Origin of the sequence: Ideonella sp. (assembly GCF_036277275.1) — a bacterium.
Classification (GTDB): Bacteria; Pseudomonadota; Gammaproteobacteria; order Burkholderiales; family Burkholderiaceae_C; genus Ideonella.
Genome location: NZ_DASUNH010000125.1, coordinates 35,501 through 54,186, shown reverse-complemented (window position 1 = coordinate 54,186; position 18,686 = coordinate 35,501). Strand labels below are relative to the sequence as shown.

The window sequence follows — 18,686 nt, the reverse complement described above, 5'->3', positions numbered from 1 at the left end:
CCCATGCCTGTCCCGTTCATCAACCTCTCAAGGAGTTCCGAACCATGAACCAGCAACGCCAGATCGTCGCTTCCGCCCTCGCCACTGCACTTGCCCTGGGCCTGGGCAGCGGGAGCGCACACGCCGAAGACAAGGCCAAGGAGAAGTGCTACGGCATCGCCAAGGCTGGCCAGAACGATTGCTCGAATCTGAACGGCAGCCACTCGTGCGCCGGTCAGTCCAAGACCGACATGGACGCCAATGAATGGAAGTACGTCGCCAAGGGCACCTGCAAGGACCTGAAGGGCCTGACGGCCGACGAGGCCAAGGCGAAGGCCAAGAAGTAAGCCCCGCACGCCGCCCCTGCCTGTGTCCCGACCGCCAATGACCACCGATCCTCATTCCGTGCCGACCCCGGTGGGCATCGGTTGGCGCCAGCCGCACTACGGGGAGCTGCTGGAGCGTCGACCCGAGCTGGACTTCATCGAAGTCCACTCGGAGAACTTTTTCGCCGCAGGTGGCGCTGCGCTCGCCCTGCTCGGTGCAGCGCGAGCGCAGTACCCCGTGAGCCTGCACGGCGTTGGCCTGGCGCTGGGCTCGGCCGCGGGGCTGGACCCATGGCACCTGGACCAGCTCTCGGCCCTGGTCGAGCGCATGCAGCCGGCGCGTGTATCAGACCACGCCAGCTTCGCGCGGGTGGCCCTGCCCGGCAATGGCCCGGTGCTGCATGGCAGCGACTTGTTGCCGATCGCCTTCACAGACGCGTCACTCGACCTGATGGTCACCCACGTGCAGCAGGTGCAAGAGCGTCTGAGGCGCCCCTTGCTGGTGGAGAACATCTCGGCCTACTTGCGCTGGGAAGACGATCACCTGGCCGAGCCCGAGTTCTTCAATGCACTGGCAAGACGCAGCGGTTGCGGCTTGCTGCTGGACGTGAACAACCTCGTCGTCAACAGCCTGAACCGCGGTGTGGCCGATCCGGTGGCCGATGCTTGCGCCTGGGTCGACGCGCTGGACCCGGGTATCGTCGGCGAGGTGCACCTGGCTGGCTACAACGACGACGGCCCGCTGGTGATCGACGACCATGGCTCGACGGTGCATCCGCCGGTCTGGCAGGTGTACCGCCACGCGATGCAACGGCTGGGCCCGAGGCCGACGCTGATCGAGTGGGACACGAAGCTGCCATCGCTCGATGTTTTGCTGGGCGAGGCTCGGCGGGCGCAGGGGTGGGGCGCATGAGTGCTGCCGCCGAGTGGGCGCGCCAGCAGGCGTTGCTGACGGCCATCCGTTCGGCTGGGTCGTCGCCCGGCCTGCCGGTGGCTGCGGTGGCTCTGCGCGGGCACGGTGCCGGGCAGCCAGCAGACCGGGCAGCCGGCCTGCGGGCCTACCGTGCCAATGCCCAGGCCATCGCCGAGCGGGCCTTGTGCGCGGCGTACCCGGTGTTGACGCAATTGGTTGGCGAAGAAGCGATGGCCGCATTGGCGCGCGACCTCTGGCGCGAACATCCGCCGACCCGCGGTGACCTGGCCTGGTTCGGCGCGGAACTGCCTGCTCAGTTGACGGCAACGCCCGAACTGACCGATGTGCCTTACCTGGCCGACGTGGCGCGGCTGGAGTGGGCCGTGCACCGTGCCCACACCGCGGCCGATCCGCCAGACGGCGCCCCCGATCTTCAAGCGCTGGCCAGCGGCGACGCGGAGGCGCTGGGCGTGCGCTTCGTCGACGGCTGCGCCTACATCACGTCTGCCTGGCCGGTGCTCACCATCTGGCGGGTGCACCAGGCGCCCGCAGGCAACGAGCCAGACCTTGGCCCCGCCCGTGAGGCGCTGGCCGCGGGGCAGGGCGAAGTTGCCTGGATCGGGCGGCGTGGCCACCGCGTCGACGTGGTCGCGCTGACGCCGGCTGAATGTGCATTCAATCATGAGCTGCTGGCCGGCCGGGCGCTCGGGCCGGCGTTGGCGAGTGTGTCGACCCGACACCCTGAATTCAGCTTCGAACACTGGTTGCTGCGCGCATTGCGCGAAGGCTGGCTGGCCGGGCTGCAACCCCTGAATCCAAAAACCTGAAGGAAAGAACTCCATGTTGACTGCGCCCCCTGTGCTGGCGCGCGCCTGGCTGCGCGCGATCGGTGGACTCGACGCCCTGCAACCGCTCGCTTTGCTGGCAGCACGCCTCTATGTGGCCAAGGTCTTCTTCTGGTCCGGCCTGACCAAGATCCGCGACTGGGACACGACGCTGGCACTGTTTGCCGACGAATACCATGTGCCCGTGCTGTCACCCGAACTGGCCGCGGTGGCGGGGACCACCGGTGAACTCGTCCTGCCGGTGCTGGTGGCCGTCGGCCTGGCCGGGCGCTTCGGCGCGATGGGCCTGTTCGTGCTGAACATCGTCGCCGTGCTGAGTCTGCAGGAGGTGGCCGACGCCGCGCTGCAGCAGCACATCTTCTGGGGCAGCCTGCTGGCCGGGCTGATCCTGTGGGGGCCGGGCAGGTGGTCGGTCGACCACTACATCGCGCCTAGGTTCTTGGGCGCGGTGAGAAGGTGATCACCATCGGGGACGGCACGCGGCCGTTCTCGTCGCGTGGCAGCACACCTGTTTTTTCGACCGCGCGCAGGACGGCGTCGTCCCATTCCTTGACACCGCTGGACTTGGTGATCTCCCAACGGGTGATCGTGCCGTCGGGCATCACGGTGATCTTGACCTCGGCCTGCGGGTTGCCAGGCACTTCGAACAAAAGCTGGATGTTCGGCTGGATGCGGGCCTTGATGCGGCCGGCGTAGTTGGCGCTGGGCCCGGCGTCACGCGCTGCGGTGCCGGTGCTGGTGGGTGCACCGCTGCCGCCCAGCTGCTCGTTCATGCGACGCAACTGGTCCTGGCGCGCCTTCTCGCGCGCGGCTGCGGAGGCCTGATCCTTGCGCTGCTGCTCCAGCTTGTCCCTCTCGCGCTCCTTGGCGTCGGCCTTCTCACGCTCCAGTTTCTCTTTCTCTGCATCCTTCTGCGCCTGTTCCTTGCGCTCCTTCTCGTCGCGCAGGCGCTTCTCGCGGGCTTTCTGGTCGAGCGCTTCCTTGCGTTCCTTTTCGAGCTTGTCCTGCTTGGCCTTTTCGATGGCGATCTCGGCGTCCCGCTCTGCCGCTGTCGGCTCCGGCGGCGTCGCGGCTTTGGGTGGGGGCGGTGGTGCGACCTCGGGCTCGGGCTCAGGTTGGGCGCGCGGTGCGGCGATCTCCGGCACCGCAGCCCACAGCTCGGCCGCGACGCCGGCCGGGTCTTCGGTGTGCCAGCTCACGCCGAGAGCCAGCGCGATGATCAAGCCTGCGTGCGCGATCATCGACAGCCCGATGCCCAGGCGCGGGTTGTCGGCACTGGGCGGGCGCAGCGCGTCGCGCGGAATCGTCAGCGACTTCAGCGGGTGGCGAGGGTCGAACGACGAGGTCGCGCTCATGGGGTCTTCAGCCGATCCAGGGCCGCCTTGGTGGGCGCAAGCACAGCGACGCGACGGCCGTCATCATTCTTCAGGCCCCCTGCTTGACCGACAGGCCCACGCGCTGCACGCCGGCGCGCTGCAGCATGTCCATCACCTTGACCACGCTTTCGTACTTCACCTGGCGATCGGCCGAGATGACGACAGGCACATCGGCCTGGCCCTTTTGCGCCTCACGCACCCGTGCCACCAGCTGCGGCAGCGTCACCGCGGCGGGCTCGCCCTTGTCGACCTTGAGCTTCAGCTTCTCGTCCAGCCCAACGACGATCTCGATCACGCTCTGTGGGCGCTGCTTCGCGCGGCCAACACTGGGCAGGTCCACCACGCCGGTGGTGATCAATGGCGCACTGACCATGAAGATGATCAGCAGCACCAGCATCACGTCGATGAACGGCACCATGTTGATCTCGTTCATCGAGCGACGCCGCCGAACCACCGGGCCACCGCGGGCCATCACTCCAGCCATTTGTCCTGCTCCAGGCGTCTCAGCGCGTCGACGGTGCCGCTGCGGGCGTGCCGACGTTGCGCTGCAGGATGTTCGAGAACTCTTCGGTGAAGCTCTCGAGCTGGATCGCGATGCGGTCGATGTCGCGGGCGAAGCGGTTGTAGCCGATCACAGCGGGGATCGCCGCGAACAGGCCGATCGCGGTGGCCACCAGCGATTCAGCGATGCCCGGCGCCACGGTGGCCAGTGTCACCTGCTGCAGGTTCGACAGGCCGACGAAGGCATGCATGATCCCCCACACGGTGCCGAACAGACCCACATACGGGCTGACCGAGCCGACGGTGCCGAGAAAGCCCAGGTTGCCCTCGATGGTGTCGAGCTCGCGGTGCAGGCTGGCGCGCATGGCGCGGCGGGCGCCATCGAGTTGCGCACCGGTGTCCAGACGGCGTTCGCGCAGCTTCAGGAACTCGCGCATGCCGCTGGCGAACAGGCGTTCCATCGGCGCCGTGTCGGCACTGTTGCTGGCGCTCTGATACAGGTCGTTCAGATTCTTGCCCGACCAGAACTCCTGCTCGAACTGATCGTTGCGGCTGCGCACACGGGCCAGGCCGGCGAGCTTGGCAAAGATCACCGACCAGCTGGCCAGCGACACCAGCAGCAAGCCGGCGATCACCAGTTGCACCACCCAGCTGGCGCCCATGACGAGGGAAATGATGGAAAGATCCTGGTTCATGCGGTGAGGGTGTCGAGAATGTCGTTCGGAATGCGGCAGGGGCGGAAGGTTCCTCGGTCGACGCAGGCGATGTTGATCTCGCCTTCGCACAACAGCTTGTCGCCGCACAGCGCTTGCTGAGCGACGACCATGCGGGCACGGCCGATCTGGGCCGGGTCCACCGTGATGGTCAACAGGTCATCCAGCCGTGCCGGGCGCACATAACGCAGGCGCGCGTCGGTGACGACGAACATTGCGCCGCTGGTCTCCACCATCGCCTGCTGGCCATGGCCGGCGCCGCGCAGCCATTCGGTGCGCGCGCGCTCGAAAAACTTCAGATAGTTGGCGTAGAAGACGACGCCGCCAGCGTCGGTGTCTTCCCAGTAGACGCGCAGCGGGAGAGAAAAGCGCACGGCGCGAGGCAGGCTCATGACAACAGCCGGCGATGATACGCGACGGCTGGCGAGCGCTTTCTGACCGCCTGATCTGGTCAGGCGCCGGGGCTAGAACTTGGAGTGTTCGTAGATCGGGCCCCAGACGGGGTGCCCGGCCTCCGCCTTGCTCAGCGTGAAGCTTGGGTCGGCCGAGCGGGCAGACTTGAAGGCCGCACCACATTCGCCGGTGCGGCCGCTGGTGCAGTAGATGAAGGCCAGCGTCTTGTACGCGGTGGCGCGGTCCTTGGGCGTGTTCAGCTTCAGGCGCAACGCCTCGTTCAGCGCCCGCTCGGCCTCGGGGTACTGGCCTTCGTCATAGGCGCGCAGGCCGAGCAGCAGGTTGCGCTCGGCCGGGCGGTCGAAGGCGTCGCTGACGCTCTTTTGGTCGCCGGGCGCAGCGCATCCTGTCAGCAGCGCCAACAGGCCTGCTGACATCCATGCAGCGTATCGGATGGGAACGGTCATTGTTCGAAACGATGCTTGATGACCACCGGTTGATCGGCCGAGACAGTGACCTGACGAACCAGCGGCGGAAAGTCGCCGTTTCGAATTGTGATCGTGTGTGTGCCCCCGGGCAAACTGAGGCGATTCATCGGTGGCGCGAGGCCCACAAAGTTGCCGTCCACCTCGATCTGACCCCACGGGCTGATCGCCAGCTGAACGGTGCCGGGCGGCAGCGGAACGACCGGCTCGGGCTCGGCCACCACCGGCGTGGTGACAGTCGGCCGCGGCTTGCGGTCCTTCGCGGTGGCGGTCGGCTTGGGTTTCGGCGCTTCTTCGACAGCGGGTGCCACAGCGGCCGGTGTTTCGATTGCCGCCGAGGCGGCATCGGCTGCCGTTGCCGTTTCGGCTGCGGCCGAAGCGGCCATGTCGGGCGGCGTTGTTTCGGCGGGGATCGTCACCGGGACGGCCGCGGCCGGCGCCTCGTCGACCGGCGCCGGGTCGTCCGCCCAAGGTTGCCAGCTTTGAAGTGCCGCGGCGATGGCCGCAGCCCCTGCACCCAGGGCGATCAGTGACAGCCGGCGGCGACGAACGGTGTCCGGACTTTCGATCAACGCCCGGGCGTCCGGCTGGTCCAGCCAATGGCGCAGTTCCATCGACAGGTGACGCGCCGACGGGTATCGATCGCCCGGGTTGCGGGCCATGGCGCGGGCGACGATCGTCGACAGCGATGCCGGCACCTTCGGGTTGACCTGGCGCGCAAGGGGGGTTGGTGCGTTCAACACCGCGCGGTTGATGTCGTCGATGGTCGGGCCGGTGTAAGGACGCTGGCCTGTCAGCAACTCGAACAGCACGACGCCGAGGGAATAGACATCGCAGCGGCGGTCGACAGCTTCGGCGCGCAATTGCTCCGGTGCCAGGTAGTAGGGCGAGCCGGCGACCGGTCCTTCGACAGAGGGCGTCTCGCGATGGGCGACGCGGGCGATGCCGAAGTCGAGCACCTTGGGCTGGCGACGCCCGACCATGAAGATGTTGGCGGGTTTGATGTCGCAGTGCACCACGCCCTTGCCGTGCGCGTAGGCCAGGGCATCGGCGACCCGGCGCACGATCTGCACCGCCTCGACCGGCGTCGGCCGCCAGCCCTCGTGCAGCATGTGGCGCAGGTCGCGGCCACGCAGCGGTTCCATGGCGATGTAGATGCCCTGGTCCGACGGACCGGCATCGAACACCGTCACGATGTGCGGGTGCGACAGGCGCGCCGCTGCGCGGGCCTCATTGAGGATCAGGTCGTCCAGCGCGCCGAGCGCCTGGGTTTCGAGGTGCAGGCGCAGGGTCTTGACCGCCACCGCGCGGGACAGCAGCGGGTCCCACGCCGCATAGACCGTCCCCAGGCCGCCTTCGCCCAGCACGGCCTTCAAGGCATAACGCCCGACATGGCCGATCACCGGCCGCTTGACGGGCAGGGTGGAGGCGCCGACTTCCGGGTTTTCGACCGTCTCGGGGCTGGCGCCATTGGATGGAGCCTCCGCCAAGAGCCCTGCGGTGGCCAACAGATCGTCAGCCACGGTGGCTTCGAAGGCGGCGGCGCTCGACTCCGAAGACGAGGCTCGCCGGAACGGGTTCCAACGCATGGGCGCAAGCATAGCCAAGGCGGTCAGCCGGCAACGGGGGAAATGATCGGGTTCAAGCGGGGCGGTTAACGGCTTGTCACTGAATCAGTGCTTGTTCGATGCGAGTGACGGCTTCTTGCAACAGCGGCAAGCTGGTCGCAAAGGACAGGCGCAAATAACGTTCAGCAGCGGCGGGGCCGAAATCCCGCCCAGGGGTCAATGCGACGTGAGCTCGTCGCATCAGCTGCTCGCACAAGGCCCAACTGCTATCGGCGTGGGCGCTGCAATCGGCCCAGGCGTAAAACGCCCCGTCCGGCAGCACGGGCACTTTAAGCCCGAGGGCGTTCAGCGCAGGCACGACAAAGTCACGCCGGGCGCGGAAAGATTCGCGCCGGCGTTCGTACTCGGCGAGCGATTCGGGCTCGAAACAGGCCAATGCCGCATGCTGCGCGATGGTCGAAGGGCAGATGTACAGGTTCTGCGCGAGCTTTTCGATCGGTGCCACCAGCTGTTGTGGCACGACCAGCCAGCCGAGCCGCCAGCCCGTCATCGAGAAGTACTTCGAGAAGCTGTTGACCGAAATGATGTCATCGCCCAATGCCAGCGCGCTGTGACTGAAGGCGCTGTCATAGCTCAAACCGAGGTAGATCTCGTCGACGATGCTGACCCCGCCGCGCTGGCGCACGGCGTTGACGATACGGGCCAGCTCCACCGGAGCGATCGACGTGCCCGTGGGGTTGGACGGCGAGGCCAGCAGCACGCCGCGCGTCGCCTCGGTCCAGTTTGAGGTGACACCATCGGCGCTGAGCTGGAAGCGCGCCTCGGGACCTGAAGCGACCAGCCTCGCCCGGGCACCGGTGGCCGCCACGAAATGGCGGTTGCACGGGTAGCAAGGGTCCGGCATCAGCACCTCGTCACCAGGCTCGAAGAGGGCGAGGCTGGCCAGTTGCAGTGCAGCCGAGGCGCCCGCGGTGACGATGATGCGGCCGGGGTCGATCGCCAGGCCATGGTGTTCGGCGTACCAGCGGGCAATGCGCTCACGCAACTCCCGCAGGCCGGTGGCCTCGGTATATTGGCTGCGGCCCGCGGCCACGGCCGCCTTGGCGGCGGCTTGCACCAGCGGTGGCGCGGTGAAATCGGGCTCGCCGATGTTCAGAAAGATCATCGACCGCCCGCCCTGCGCTGGGTCGCAAGCAGGCGACGATGCCAGCTCGCGCGCTGCCTTGGCGAACTCCATCACGTAGAACGGCTCGATGTGGTCGAGCCGGGCGCTGAGCTTCATGCCGCTCTCAGCGTCGCGCCGAGCGCGCGGCGCCCACCTCGGCGGGGCGCAACTCGGCGGCCGCCTTGTCCAGCACGCCGTTCACGTACTTGTGGCCGTCGGTGCCGCCGAAGCTCTTGGCCAGTTCGACTGCTTCGTTGATCGCGACCTTGTAGGGCACATCCACACAGTTCTTCAACTCGTAGGCACCGATGAGCAGCACACCGTGCTCGATCGGCGACAGCTCGGTGGTCGGCCGGTCGACATGACGCGACAGCACGGCGTCCAGCGTGGCCGCATCGCGGATGCAGCCGTGCAGCAGCGCATCGAAATGCACGGCGTCGCACTTGTCGAAACCGTCCTGCTCACGCATGTGGGCGTCGATGACGCCTGCATCGCTGCCGGCGATCAGCCACTCGTACAGGCCCTGCAAGGCAATCTCGCGCGACCGACGACGGGCGGACTTGGGGGCGGCGCGCTTCTTCGGCGCGCTGGTGGCAGGCGTATTCACAACAACTCGTCCAGCAGATTGGCCATTTCGACGGCAACGCGGGCGGCGTCGCGGCCCTTGTCGGCAGCGCGGGCCCAGGCCTGCTCTTCGTTCTCGACCGTCAGGATGGCGTTGGCCACCGGAATCTGATGGTCCAGCGCGACGCGGGTGACGCCGGCGCCGCTTTCGTTGGCCACCAACTCGAAATGGTAGGTTTCGCCGCGGATGATGCAGCCGAGCGCGATCAGCGCATCGAAGTCTTCGCTGTCGGCCATCGCTTTCAGCGCGACCGGCACCTCGAGCGCGCCAGGCACGGTGACCTGCACGATGTGCTTGTCGGCGACGCCGAGCGCCGCGAGTTCCGCCAGGCAAGCATCGGCCAGCGCGCGGGTGATCGCGTCGTTGAAGCGGGCGCGCACGATGCCGATCGACAGCCCGTCGCCGTCGATCGGCGCGCTCTGACCCTGGTCAGCACCTTGCATGGGAGTTTCCTTGGTGGATGGAAGAGGTGGGGGTGCTCATTCGGCGGCCATGAAACCGGTGACCTCGAGACCGTAGCCGGTCATGCTGGGCATGCGGCGCGGGCTACCCAACAGGCGCATGCGGGCGATGCCGAGTTCGCGCAGGATCTGCGCACCGACGCCGTAGGTGCGAAGGTCCATCATCGAAGAAGCGGAGACGGCGGATTCGGCATCCGGCAGCAGGCCGGCCACCAGGCGGTCGGCCTCGGCCGCGCCGCAGTTCAGCAGCACGGCCACACCGCGCTCACTGGCTTGCAGTGTGGCCAGGGCCTTGGGCAGTGGCCAGGAATGGCCGCAGGTGCCGGCATCCAACAGATCCAGCACCGACAGCGGCTCGTGCACGCGCACCAGCACCTCTTCGTCGGCCGTCCATTGGCCTTTGACCAGTGCCAGGTGCACGCCGCCGGAGCGGTCGCGAAACACATGGGCGTTGAAGCTGCCTTGAGCGGTCTGCAAGGGCCTTTCCCCGGCACGCGTGACCAGCGACTCATTGCGACTGCGGTAGTGGATCAGGTCGGCGATGGTGCCGATCTTCAGGCCATGCTCGCGAGCGAAGACCTCCAGGTCCGGCAGGCGGGCCATCGTGCCGTCGTCGTTCATGATTTCGCAGATCACCGCGGCGGGTGACAGACCGGCCATTGCCGCCATGTCACAACCGGCTTCGGTGTGCCCGGCGCGCATCAGCACGCCGCCGTCCTGGGCCTGCAGCGGAAAGATGTGACCAGGCTGGACAAGGTCCGAAGCCTTGGCGTCGCGCGCCACTGCAGCTTGCACGGTGCGTGCGCGGTCGGCGGCCGAGATGCCGGTGGTCACGCCGGTGGCGGCTTCGATCGAAACGGTGAAGGCGGTCCCGTGTACCGTGCCGTTGCGAGCGGCCATCGGCGTCAGGTGCAGCCGCTCGCAGCGCTCGCGCGTCAGCGTCAGGCAGATCAGCCCCCGGCCATGCTTGGCCATGAAGTTGATGGCCTCAGGGCTGACGTGGTCGGCGGCCAGGACCAGGTCGCCTTCGTTCTCGCGGTCCTCCTCGTCGACGAGGATCACCATGCGGCCGGCGGCCAGCTCGGCCACCAGCTCGGGAATGGGGGAAATGGGCATCCGGGCATTGTAGGCGGCGGGGTCCTCGCCGCACCGCCGCGCCAGGCTCAAACAGCGGGCGTGGTCGCCGGGCGGCGCAGCAGCAGGCGCAGGTCGTCGCCGATGCGGTCGACGCGGTGAAAGGCGAAGCGCTGCGCTTGCGCCAAGGCGGTCGATGGCCCTAGTGCTGCCATGCCCCGGCCGGCACCCACCAGCATGGGCGCCTGGTAGATCAGCAGCTCGTCGACCCAACCGGCCTGCAGCAACGCCGCGTTCAGCCGGGCGCCCGCCTCGACGTGTATTTCGTTCATCTCGCGCCGTGTCAACTCGACCATCAACGCGTCCAGGTTGACCTGCTTGTCGGCATTGGGGCAGGTCAGGATCTCAGCGCCGCGGTCCTGTAGCGCTTGCCTGCGCTCGGCGTCCGGTTCGGCCGTGACAAACAGGAGTGGCGCTGTGGCCTCAAACAGGCGGGCTCGGGCGGGCGTCGCGAGGTGCGAATCGAGCACGATCCGCCATGGTTGGCGGGCAATAGTGTGCCCGCGTACGTCCAGCCGCGGATCGTCGGCCAGCACGGTGCCGGAGCCGGTCAACAGGGCCGAAGCGCGTTTGCGCCAGGCGTGGCCATCATGGCGCGCCGCTTCGCCGGTGATCCATTGGCTGGCGCCGTTGTCCAGCGCGGTGCGGCCATCCAGCGAGGCGGCGATCTTCATCCGCACCCAAGGCCGGCCGCGCTGCATGCGCGAGAGAAAGCCAATGTTCAGCTCGCGGGAGGCTTCGGCCGCAGCGACGTCGGCAAAGTCCACCTGAATTCCCGCTGCGCGCAGCCGCGCGATGCCGCGGCCGCTCACCGCGGGGTTGGGATCGACCAGCGCCACGACGACACGAGCCACTCCTGCAGCCACCAGCGCGTCGCAGCAGGGGGGCGTGCGGCCATGGTGGGAGCACGGTTCCAAGGTGACGTAGGCCGTTGCGCCGCTGACTGGATGACCCTGGGCTTGCGCGTCCCGCATCGCCATCACCTCGGCATGGGCCGAGCCGGCGGCCTGGGTGTGGCCCTCACCGATCCACCGACCGTCCGGTGCGACCAGGACACAGCCCACCCGCGGGTTGGGTTCGGTCAGGCCAACAGCGGCGCCTGCCAGCGCGAGGGCGCGCTGCATCGGTGCGGAATTCTCTGGTGCAGTGATCTCGGCAGGCATGGCCGGGGAAGTTTACGGGCGCGTCGCCGAACTCCCCCGAAAGAGGGTGCCCTCATCACGTTGTGGAGCCCTTCGGGGGGAGAGACGTCGACCGCTGCAACTCGAAGAATTCATGTCGGGAGTTCACAAGAAGTTTGCCGAAACAGGAGGAGAAAACATGTTCCGTCGTTCCACCCGTGCCTCGCAGCGAGGCTTCACGTTGTTCGAATTGTTGACTGCGCTCTCTGTCGCCGGTGTCCTGGCTGCCGTCGGGGTGCCGGCCATGGGCTCGTTCCACGGCAAGGCGGTGGTGGATGCTCAGGTGCAGAGCCTGTCGTCGGCGATGCGTCGGGCGCGACAAGAGGCAATCACCCGGGGTGAGCTGGTCACCGTCTGCGCGATGGACCCTGCCACGGCGGAGTCGACCGAGCCGGATTGCCTGGCGAGCGGCAAGAACTGGAGCGCCGGCTGGATCGTCTTCGTCGATCGTGGTCGCCGGGGCGAAATCGGGTCGAGCGACCGCGTGATCACAGTGCACCAGTCCGGCGACAACAAGGGTGGTGCCCTGAGCACCCAGCGCTACGTCACCTACCGTGCCGGCGGCGAGATGCTGAGCCTGGCCTCGCACTTTCGCTTTCTCCCGCCGGGTCAGCCGCTGGAGGATGCGGCCTTGCCGGGCTCCGTCCTGGTGTGCATCAACAAGCCAGGCCGGCCGCGGGTGGCGCGTTCCCAGGATTGCGAGGGCTAACCCGGCTCGGCGTCAGCTGCCGCTTGTCGTCGACCGCCGGCCGCTCGTCGGGCTGCAACCGGTGCCGGTGACTGCCGAGAGCATCATGTCTGCATGGATCCTTCCCACCAGACCGTCAGAGGGGCGCAGGCCGGCTTCACGCTGGTCGAGTTGCTCATCACCATCGCCATTGCGGCGATTCTGCTGGCCATCGCGGCGCCGTCCCTGACTTCCTTTCTTGCGGATCAGGCCGCTGCCGGGAATGCTGACGAATTTGCGGCGGCCGTGCGGTATTCGCGGACCGAGGCGATCAAGCGCGGGCGGGTGGTGACGATGTGCGCCTCCGCCGACCCAGGCGCAGATGCACCTGAATGTGACGAAGATGGCAGCTGGGTGACCGGTTGGGTCATCACCGTACCGCCGAACAGCACAGTGCTTCGGGTACAGAACGCGCTGCGCGCGATGGACGGCACCAGCACTGCAGACGCCACTTCGCTCACGTTCGCAGCGAACGGACTGGCTACCGTCGGCGCGGGCAAATACACCTTCGTACCTGTTGGTGGAGATGTCACCAAGCAACGCGTGGTGCGTGTGTTGTCCACAGGACGGGTTCGCGTGTGCAAGGGTGAAGGGGATTGCGAGTGATGACGAAACGATCAACCCTGGGAGGCGCGGGCCGGCGGCATACCTCGCGGCAGCATGGGGTGTCGCTGATCGAGGTTCTGGTGGCGATGCTGGTGGTCTCGATGGGCGTGCTGGCGGTCGCGGGCCTGATGGCGACGGCCTCGCGCTACGGCAAGACCAGCGAATTCCGGGCCGTCGCAACACTGCTTGCTTCTGACATCGTCGACCGTATTCGCGCCAACAAACCGGCGATCGATCCTGCACTCGCGGGGGATGTGGCGGCCTACAACATGACCGGAGGCTACGACAGCTGGGCCACCGAGCCTGGAGACGCCGCCGATTGTGCGAACTCTGAGATTTGTCTCGCCTCGGAGATCGTGGCGCAGGATCGGGCGGAATGGGGGCAGGCCGTGTTCAATTCATTGCCCGGCGGTGCTGCGTACGTGCAGCTCCCCGCCGATCCGAAGGCCAACCCGACCGCCGATGTATGGATCGCCTGGCTTGACCCGGATGCCTCCTCCGATGAGGCCACGGCGGACGTCGATGGTCGAAGCGAATGCCCGCAAGGGTTTCGAGAGCTCACCCCGCAGCCCCGCTGCGCCTACTTTCGCGTGGGGCTGTGATGATGCGCCGTCAGCATGGCTTCTCGCTCATCGAACTGCTGATTTCGATGGTCATCGGCCTGGTCGTCATCGGAGCGATGATGGCCGCCTACCTTGGCACCGGCGCGAGCAGCCGCAACACCCGGGCGCTGGCGCAGATCACCGAAGATGCCAGCGTGGCGCTGAATGTGCTGCGCACCACCATTGGCATGACCGGTTACGGCACCCCGACCGGCATTAATCCGGGCGATGGCATGTTCACCTTTAGCTACCCCGGCGCCACGCTGCGGGGTTGCGACTCGGATTTTTCGGATCACGACCTGGACATCGGCGCGTTGACCTGCGGCGGCGATGCCACCTCCGACGCCATTGCCGTGGCTTACGAGGCGGATGCCGCCAACAGCGTGGTGAACGCCGACAACGAGCCGCTCGATTGCCTGGGCAATAAGTTCGACAAGGATGCGTCAGGTATTTGGCTCGCCTATCAGCAGTTCTATGTCTCGGGTGGTTCGCTGACCTGCCGCGGCCCAGGCAATGCTGCCGGCCAAGCCTTGGTCGACAACATCGAGACGCTGCAGATTCGATACGGCGTGGGTGACCGCTCCGTCTCCCGTGCGAACCAGGTGGTGCGCTACGAAGAGGCCGCGACGATGTCGGCGGACGATTTCAAGGATGCGGTGTCGGTGCGGGTGTGCGTGTTGGTCCGCAGTGAAGACCAGGTGATGGACAGCGCCACGGCTTACCGCGATTGCGATGGAGAGGAACAAGAGCCCGAGGCCGACGACCGGCGGATGTACCGGGCGTTCACCTCCACCATCGTTCTGCAAAATCGTCTGAAGGGCATGCGATGAGTTCGACTCGAAGATTTCACGCGCGAAGACACCATCGCCGTGACGAGCGTGGCGTTGCGCTGATGGTGGCGCTGGTGATGCTGGTGATCATCGGTATCGCCTCGGTTTCCATCATGCGGGGAGCGCTGAGTTCCGATCTGATTGCCAACAACACCCGTGTGCAGTCGTTGGCAATGCAGGCCGCGCAGATCGCGATGCGCTACTGCGAAGACGAAGTCGTCAAGGTGCGTGGCGGTGGCCCCCCGACGATCATCATCCAGCCCGCTGGCGCGCACAAGTGGGATGAGTTTGCCAATTGGAAAGACAGCGCCATTGTCAACACCGTGCCGGATACGTACATGAAGTCAGACGACAGCACCTTCGTCCCGTCCACGATGCCGCAGTGCATCGTTGACTCCCAGACTTTCGGTAGCACGGAAGTCTTCCAGATCACTGCACGTGGCTTCAGCCCTGACTACAGCGCCGACGGCGACGGGAATACCGAGAGCGGTTCTGTCGTCTGGTTGCAGTCCATGCTGCGCCTCTAAACATTTTTCACGCCGAGAAAGCCATCATGTCGCATCTTCTGGCGCGTTCCACGCACCCCCTGTTTCGCTCTCTGCTTCTGGCGGCTATCGCCAGCGCCGCACTGGGTTCGGTTCCATTGCAGGCCGCAGAACCAGCGCAAGTCCCGTTGACCAGTCGGGTCGCCGAACCGCCTACGCCGAACGCGATGGTGACTCTCGACGATTCCGGTTCGATGTTGGCGGACTTCATGCCCGAGGGGACGATCACACTCAACGGTTGGACGGGGCGGCTCTCCGATCCGTGGGTGGCGGCCTTCCCTGGTGACTGGCGCAAGATTTGCAGTAGCGGTGCAAGCAATTGCACGTCGCCACCATCGGGTTGGGCGTGGCCGATTGGCACCTATGCAGCCGGCACTGCGACCGCGTTGAAGGGCACTGAGAACAACTATCAGCGTCGCTTCCGTTCGCCTGACGTCAACAAGATCTACTACAACCCCGACGTGCTGTATCTCCCTTGGCAGAAGCCCGATGGCACCGGGCGCATGCCCAATGCCACGCCATCCGCCGCGCGGTTGGATCCGACGATCAACACGTCCACCTTCAACCTGACAATCAAGCACACCGGCAGGACACGCTGGTACACCGGGCCTGGTAGCAGTGAACGCACTGACTCGACGTATGACTTCTATCCCGGTCTCGTCTACCGGCTCAAGTCAGGCGGAAATCCCGACACGGCCGGGGACTTCACCCGTTATGACGTGAACGTTGACGGCCAGCACGCAGCGCCTGAGAAGCACGCCAACCGCACGGATTGTGTCAATAAGCAGTGTTCAAGGGACGAAGAACGGCAGAACTTCGCTAACTGGTTCACTTACTACCGTATGCGTGAGTCGCTGACGAAGGGGGCCGTGTCTGAGTCGCTGGCGACCTTCAAGGACAAATTGCGGGTCGGCTGGGGACGCATCAATAAGACAAATGCCGAGCCCATCGACGGCGTGAACTTCAGGGTCATCGAAGCGGCGAGCAATGGTGGCCCGATCCGGAAGTTCGATTCTGCACGCATGGCGACGGTTCTCGATGGCGTTCAGAAGATGAAGTCCTGGCAAACCACGCCGTTGCGGACGGCGTTGGACGAGGTGGGCCGCTACTTCGACGGCCGTGGAACTGGCAGCCCCTGGTTGGAGGATCCTGCCAATGCCAATTCGGCCAAATTGGCCTGCCGGCGTTCGGTGAACTTGCTGATGACCGACGGCTACTACAACGACAGCTATTCCGGCTCGGGCGACGTGGACGGTGTCAACGGCCCGATCTACAGCGGGGCTCAGAATCCGAACAACTACAGCCCGACACAGTACGTCGCCACGCGGCCATATGTTGACGGCCCGCCATCGGTGTCCAATACGCTGGCGGACGTGGCATCGAAGTATTACGTCAAAGACTTGGACAACTCGATCGCCAACAAGGTCTGGCCGATCGCGGGTGACATCGCGTATTGGCAGCATTTGACGCAGTTCATGGTGGGCCTGGGTGTTTATGGCACGCTCGACTCCACCAAGGAAAAGAAGGCCGACACATTGGCCAAGCTGACGGCGGGCACGCTGAAGTGGCCCAATCCGACTTCCGGCAGCCCGCAGAAAATCGATGACATGTGGCATGCCGCGGTCAACACCGGCGGCGATTTCTACTCCGTGTCTAACGTGACCGAGCTGACGACGGCGCTGAGCGAGGCCTTTGGCAAGGCTGCCGGCAACGAGGCCAAGGAGGCGGGCGTGGCCACGGCTTCGGCTTCGGTGGTGACCGACAACGTCAAGTACGTGCCGAAATACAAGTCGGTGTCGTGGTATGGCGACCTCGAAGCGCTCAAGCTTGGCACCGACGGCCGCGAAGGCACGCTGATCTGGAGCGCCAGCGCGCACCTCCCGGCGCATGCGGATCGCAGCTTGTTCACTTGGGACCCGAGCATGGGCGAGCATGGCGAACCCGTGGCGTTTACCTGGGACGGCATGGGCCTGGCGAATCAGGGCCGTGTCGGTACCAAGGAGTTGGCCAACTACATTCGCGGCGAATCGAGCAACGAAGGGTTGGACAAGACCTTCCGGTCGCGTGACGGCAAGTACCTCGGCGACTTCGTCAATTCGCCGCCGGTCGTCGTGCGTGGCAAGCTGGACCTTGGTTACTCGGCGTTCGATGCGACTTACGCCGATTTCGTTGCCCGGAAAAAAACTCGCAGTGACTCTGTGATCGTGGTAGGTGGCAACGCCGGTGCGGTGCATGCGTTCCGAGGTGTCGATGGCACGGAGGTCTACGGTTATCTGCCTCGTGAGGGGCTGCCGAACCTTCAGCACATCGCGGCCAAGGACTACGGCACGAAGGAAAATTTCCACCGATTCTTCGTCGATGGTCCGATGAACGAGACCGATGCCAAGATCGCGACCCGTCGCAACGCGAGCCCCGAGTGGGCAAACCTGGTGATCGGCTCGATGGGGGCGGGCGGCAAGGCCTTCTTCGCCATGCACATTCCGACCGACTTCGGCAGCACGCTGGAGGCCGCCGACTTCGGTGCGAACACCCTACTGTGGGAAAAGTCGGGGTCGTCCGATCCTGACATCGGCTACATATTCGCCGACTTCGCCGTGGGCAAGATCAAGAATGGCGGCTGGAAGGCGTTTGTAGGTAACGGCGCCTACAGCACCAATGGCAATGCGGTGCTGCTGGTGGTCGACATGGCCACCGGCGTAATCGACAAGCACATGACGGTTGCTGCCACGGGCGATACGGGTTTGATGGGCGTCACCCTGATCAAGGATGCGAACCAGGAGGTTGTCGGTGCCTACGCTGGCGACATGAAAGGCAACGTGTGGCGGTTTGACTTTGAAGGCATGGAGGCTGAGAAGTGGAGCGTCGGTTTCAAGGGCAACCCGCTGTTCAGCGCGACCGACCCTGGAGGCGTCGCCCAGCCGATCACCGTGCCGCCGGTCTTTGTCGATCACCCGAAACAAGGCCGTGTCGTGCTCTTCGGCAGCGGCAAGCTGATTGATGAAGCAGACTCTGAGTCGGCACAACGTCAGACCTACTATGGCGTTTGGGACAATGTCAAGATCGGTGACCCGTCAGCCGACGCTGAGAGTCTGTTTGAGACAGTGACGGAGGATCGCAGCCGATTGCTAGCCCACAGCATCAACCAGGAACCCAAGACGGACGACGGTGGTACCTTCTACGAAGTGATCACCAGCGACCTCAACTGGGACACTCACCTGGGCTGGCTGATCGATCTGCCATGGGCTCGTCAACGCGTGATCTACCCGTCCGTCATCCTGTCCAACGCGTACGTGTTCTTCAGCACCATGGTGCCTGCGGCACCGGCAGGTCGCTGCGACCCCACGACAGGTGTCGGCTACAACTTCCTGCTGGAAGCCGCGAGTGGAGAAGCGCCAACCGTTCCGGTGTTGGACACGAATGGGGATGGGATAGTCAACGACGAAGACAAGATTGCGAGCGGGTTCCTTACCCGCAGCGACGGGCGGGACGCGATCATCGTCGGTGGGGGCAAATGCCCGGATGGTGAGACTTGTGACACGATTGAAAAGGACTGCAAGGGCAACATCATTGGCTATTGGGTTTGCAACACAGGGCCGCAATGCATGAAGGTCAATCTTCCGCCTGCGTCGTGCACCAGCAGTACGGTGGTGGATCGCGTGTGGAAGCAGATCCTGACGCCGCCCACACCTGAATGACCTGCCATCGCATGAT

General features: G+C 65.6%; 21 protein-coding genes. 10 read left to right on the top strand and 11 right to left on the bottom strand.

Going from position 1 to position 18,686, the window contains the following annotated elements:
* Positions 1-44: 44 nt before the first annotated feature.
* Genes VFY73_RS20805 through VFY73_RS20790 form a run of 4 tightly spaced genes read left to right on the top strand, consistent with a single transcriptional unit; the run spans position 45 to position 2,523 of the window.
* Positions 45-326: a DUF2282 domain-containing protein gene (locus VFY73_RS20805; protein WP_329722376.1), complete on the top strand. Its 282-nt coding sequence runs from the start codon at positions 45-47 to the stop codon at positions 324-326.
* Positions 327-363: 37 nt separating this feature from the next.
* The gene (locus tag VFY73_RS20800) at positions 364-1,218 is read left to right on the top strand and encodes a DUF692 domain-containing protein (RefSeq protein WP_329722373.1); all 855 of its coding nucleotides are present in this window, start codon (positions 364-366) and stop codon (positions 1,216-1,218) included.
* Positions 1,215-2,045 (top strand): DNA-binding domain-containing protein, encoded by an 831-nt coding sequence (locus VFY73_RS20795; RefSeq protein ID WP_329722371.1) that lies wholly within the window; start codon positions 1,215-1,217, stop codon positions 2,043-2,045. The genes VFY73_RS20800 and VFY73_RS20795 overlap by 4 nt, the downstream gene beginning before the upstream one ends.
* Positions 2,046-2,058: 13 nt before the next feature.
* On the top strand, positions 2,059-2,523 hold the full coding sequence (locus VFY73_RS20790; RefSeq protein ID WP_329722369.1) for a DoxX family protein: 465 nt from the start codon (positions 2,059-2,061) through the stop codon (positions 2,521-2,523).
* Here VFY73_RS20790 and VFY73_RS20785 read toward each other — a convergent pair.
* The 11 genes from VFY73_RS20785 to ribD form a co-directional block, all read right to left on the bottom strand.
* Positions 2,495-3,418: a cell envelope integrity protein TolA gene (locus VFY73_RS20785; protein WP_329722367.1), complete on the bottom strand. Its 924-nt coding sequence runs from the start codon at positions 3,416-3,418 to the stop codon at positions 2,495-2,497. The two genes, VFY73_RS20790 and VFY73_RS20785, sit on opposite strands and share 29 nt — an antisense overlap.
* A 70-nt stretch (positions 3,419-3,488) precedes the next feature.
* Positions 3,489-3,923 carry a biopolymer transporter ExbD gene (locus tag VFY73_RS20780; protein ID WP_329722365.1) on the bottom strand — a complete coding sequence of 145 codons (435 nt, stop codon included), beginning with the start codon at positions 3,921-3,923 and terminating at the stop codon, positions 3,489-3,491.
* Positions 3,924-3,942: 19 nt separating this feature from the next.
* Complete coding sequence (gene tolQ / locus VFY73_RS20775; RefSeq protein WP_329722363.1) at positions 3,943-4,635, bottom strand: protein TolQ; 693 nt, start codon at positions 4,633-4,635, stop codon at positions 3,943-3,945.
* Positions 4,632-5,027 (bottom strand): tol-pal system-associated acyl-CoA thioesterase, encoded by a 396-nt coding sequence (ybgC, locus tag VFY73_RS20770; protein ID WP_329722566.1) that lies wholly within the window; start codon positions 5,025-5,027, stop codon positions 4,632-4,634. The genes tolQ and ybgC overlap by 4 nt, the downstream gene beginning before the upstream one ends.
* Before the next feature lie 90 nt (positions 5,028-5,117).
* Entirely contained in the window at positions 5,118-5,483 is a 366-nt protein-coding gene (locus VFY73_RS20765) for a TssQ family T6SS-associated lipoprotein (RefSeq protein ID WP_329722361.1), read from the bottom strand.
* Between the two features lie 26 nt (positions 5,484-5,509).
* Positions 5,510-7,120, bottom strand: a complete 1,611-nt coding sequence (locus VFY73_RS20760) for a serine/threonine-protein kinase (protein ID WP_329722359.1) — start codon at positions 7,118-7,120, stop codon at positions 5,510-5,512.
* Between the two features lie 76 nt (positions 7,121-7,196).
* On the bottom strand, positions 7,197-8,381 hold the full coding sequence (locus VFY73_RS20755) for a pyridoxal phosphate-dependent aminotransferase (protein ID WP_329722357.1): 1,185 nt from the start codon (positions 8,379-8,381) through the stop codon (positions 7,197-7,199).
* 7 nt (positions 8,382-8,388) lie between these two features.
* Entirely contained in the window at positions 8,389-8,871 is a 483-nt protein-coding gene (gene nusB, locus VFY73_RS20750; RefSeq protein WP_329722355.1) for a transcription antitermination factor NusB, read from the bottom strand.
* Entirely contained in the window at positions 8,868-9,332 is a 465-nt protein-coding gene (ribH, locus tag VFY73_RS20745; protein WP_329722353.1) for a 6,7-dimethyl-8-ribityllumazine synthase, read from the bottom strand. Before ribH ends, nusB begins: the two co-directional genes overlap by 4 nt.
* Before the next feature lie 36 nt (positions 9,333-9,368).
* Positions 9,369-10,466 (bottom strand): bifunctional 3,4-dihydroxy-2-butanone-4-phosphate synthase/GTP cyclohydrolase II, encoded by a 1,098-nt coding sequence (gene ribBA, locus VFY73_RS20740; RefSeq protein ID WP_329722351.1) that lies wholly within the window; start codon positions 10,464-10,466, stop codon positions 9,369-9,371.
* Between the two features lie 47 nt (positions 10,467-10,513).
* Positions 10,514-11,608 carry a bifunctional diaminohydroxyphosphoribosylaminopyrimidine deaminase/5-amino-6-(5-phosphoribosylamino)uracil reductase RibD gene (gene ribD, locus VFY73_RS20735; RefSeq protein WP_329722349.1) on the bottom strand — a complete coding sequence of 365 codons (1,095 nt, stop codon included), beginning with the start codon at positions 11,606-11,608 and terminating at the stop codon, positions 10,514-10,516.
* A gap of 196 nt (positions 11,609-11,804) precedes the next feature.
* On the opposite strand from ribD, the gene VFY73_RS20730 reads away from it, so the two are divergent.
* The 6 genes from VFY73_RS20730 (at position 11,805) to VFY73_RS20705 (ending at position 18,670) form a co-directional block, all read left to right on the top strand.
* On the top strand, positions 11,805-12,374 hold the full coding sequence (locus tag VFY73_RS20730) for a GspH/FimT family pseudopilin (protein ID WP_329722347.1): 570 nt from the start codon (positions 11,805-11,807) through the stop codon (positions 12,372-12,374).
* Between the two features lie 93 nt (positions 12,375-12,467).
* Positions 12,468-12,998 (top strand): GspH/FimT family pseudopilin, encoded by a 531-nt coding sequence (locus VFY73_RS20725; protein WP_329722345.1) that lies wholly within the window; start codon positions 12,468-12,470, stop codon positions 12,996-12,998.
* Positions 12,998-13,600 (top strand): type IV pilus modification protein PilV, encoded by a 603-nt coding sequence (pilV, locus tag VFY73_RS20720; RefSeq protein WP_349257112.1) that lies wholly within the window; start codon positions 12,998-13,000, stop codon positions 13,598-13,600. The genes VFY73_RS20725 and pilV overlap by 1 nt, the downstream gene beginning before the upstream one ends.
* Positions 13,600-14,430, top strand: a complete 831-nt coding sequence (locus VFY73_RS20715) for a PilW family protein (RefSeq protein ID WP_329722341.1) — start codon at positions 13,600-13,602, stop codon at positions 14,428-14,430. Before pilV ends, VFY73_RS20715 begins: the two co-directional genes overlap by 1 nt.
* Positions 14,427-14,957: a hypothetical protein gene (locus VFY73_RS20710; protein ID WP_329722339.1), complete on the top strand. Its 531-nt coding sequence runs from the start codon at positions 14,427-14,429 to the stop codon at positions 14,955-14,957. The genes VFY73_RS20715 and VFY73_RS20710 overlap by 4 nt, the downstream gene beginning before the upstream one ends.
* A 26-nt stretch (positions 14,958-14,983) precedes the next feature.
* Positions 14,984-18,670 (top strand): pilus assembly protein, encoded by a 3,687-nt coding sequence (locus VFY73_RS20705; protein ID WP_329722337.1) that lies wholly within the window; start codon positions 14,984-14,986, stop codon positions 18,668-18,670.
* Positions 18,671-18,686 lie beyond the last annotated feature (16 nt).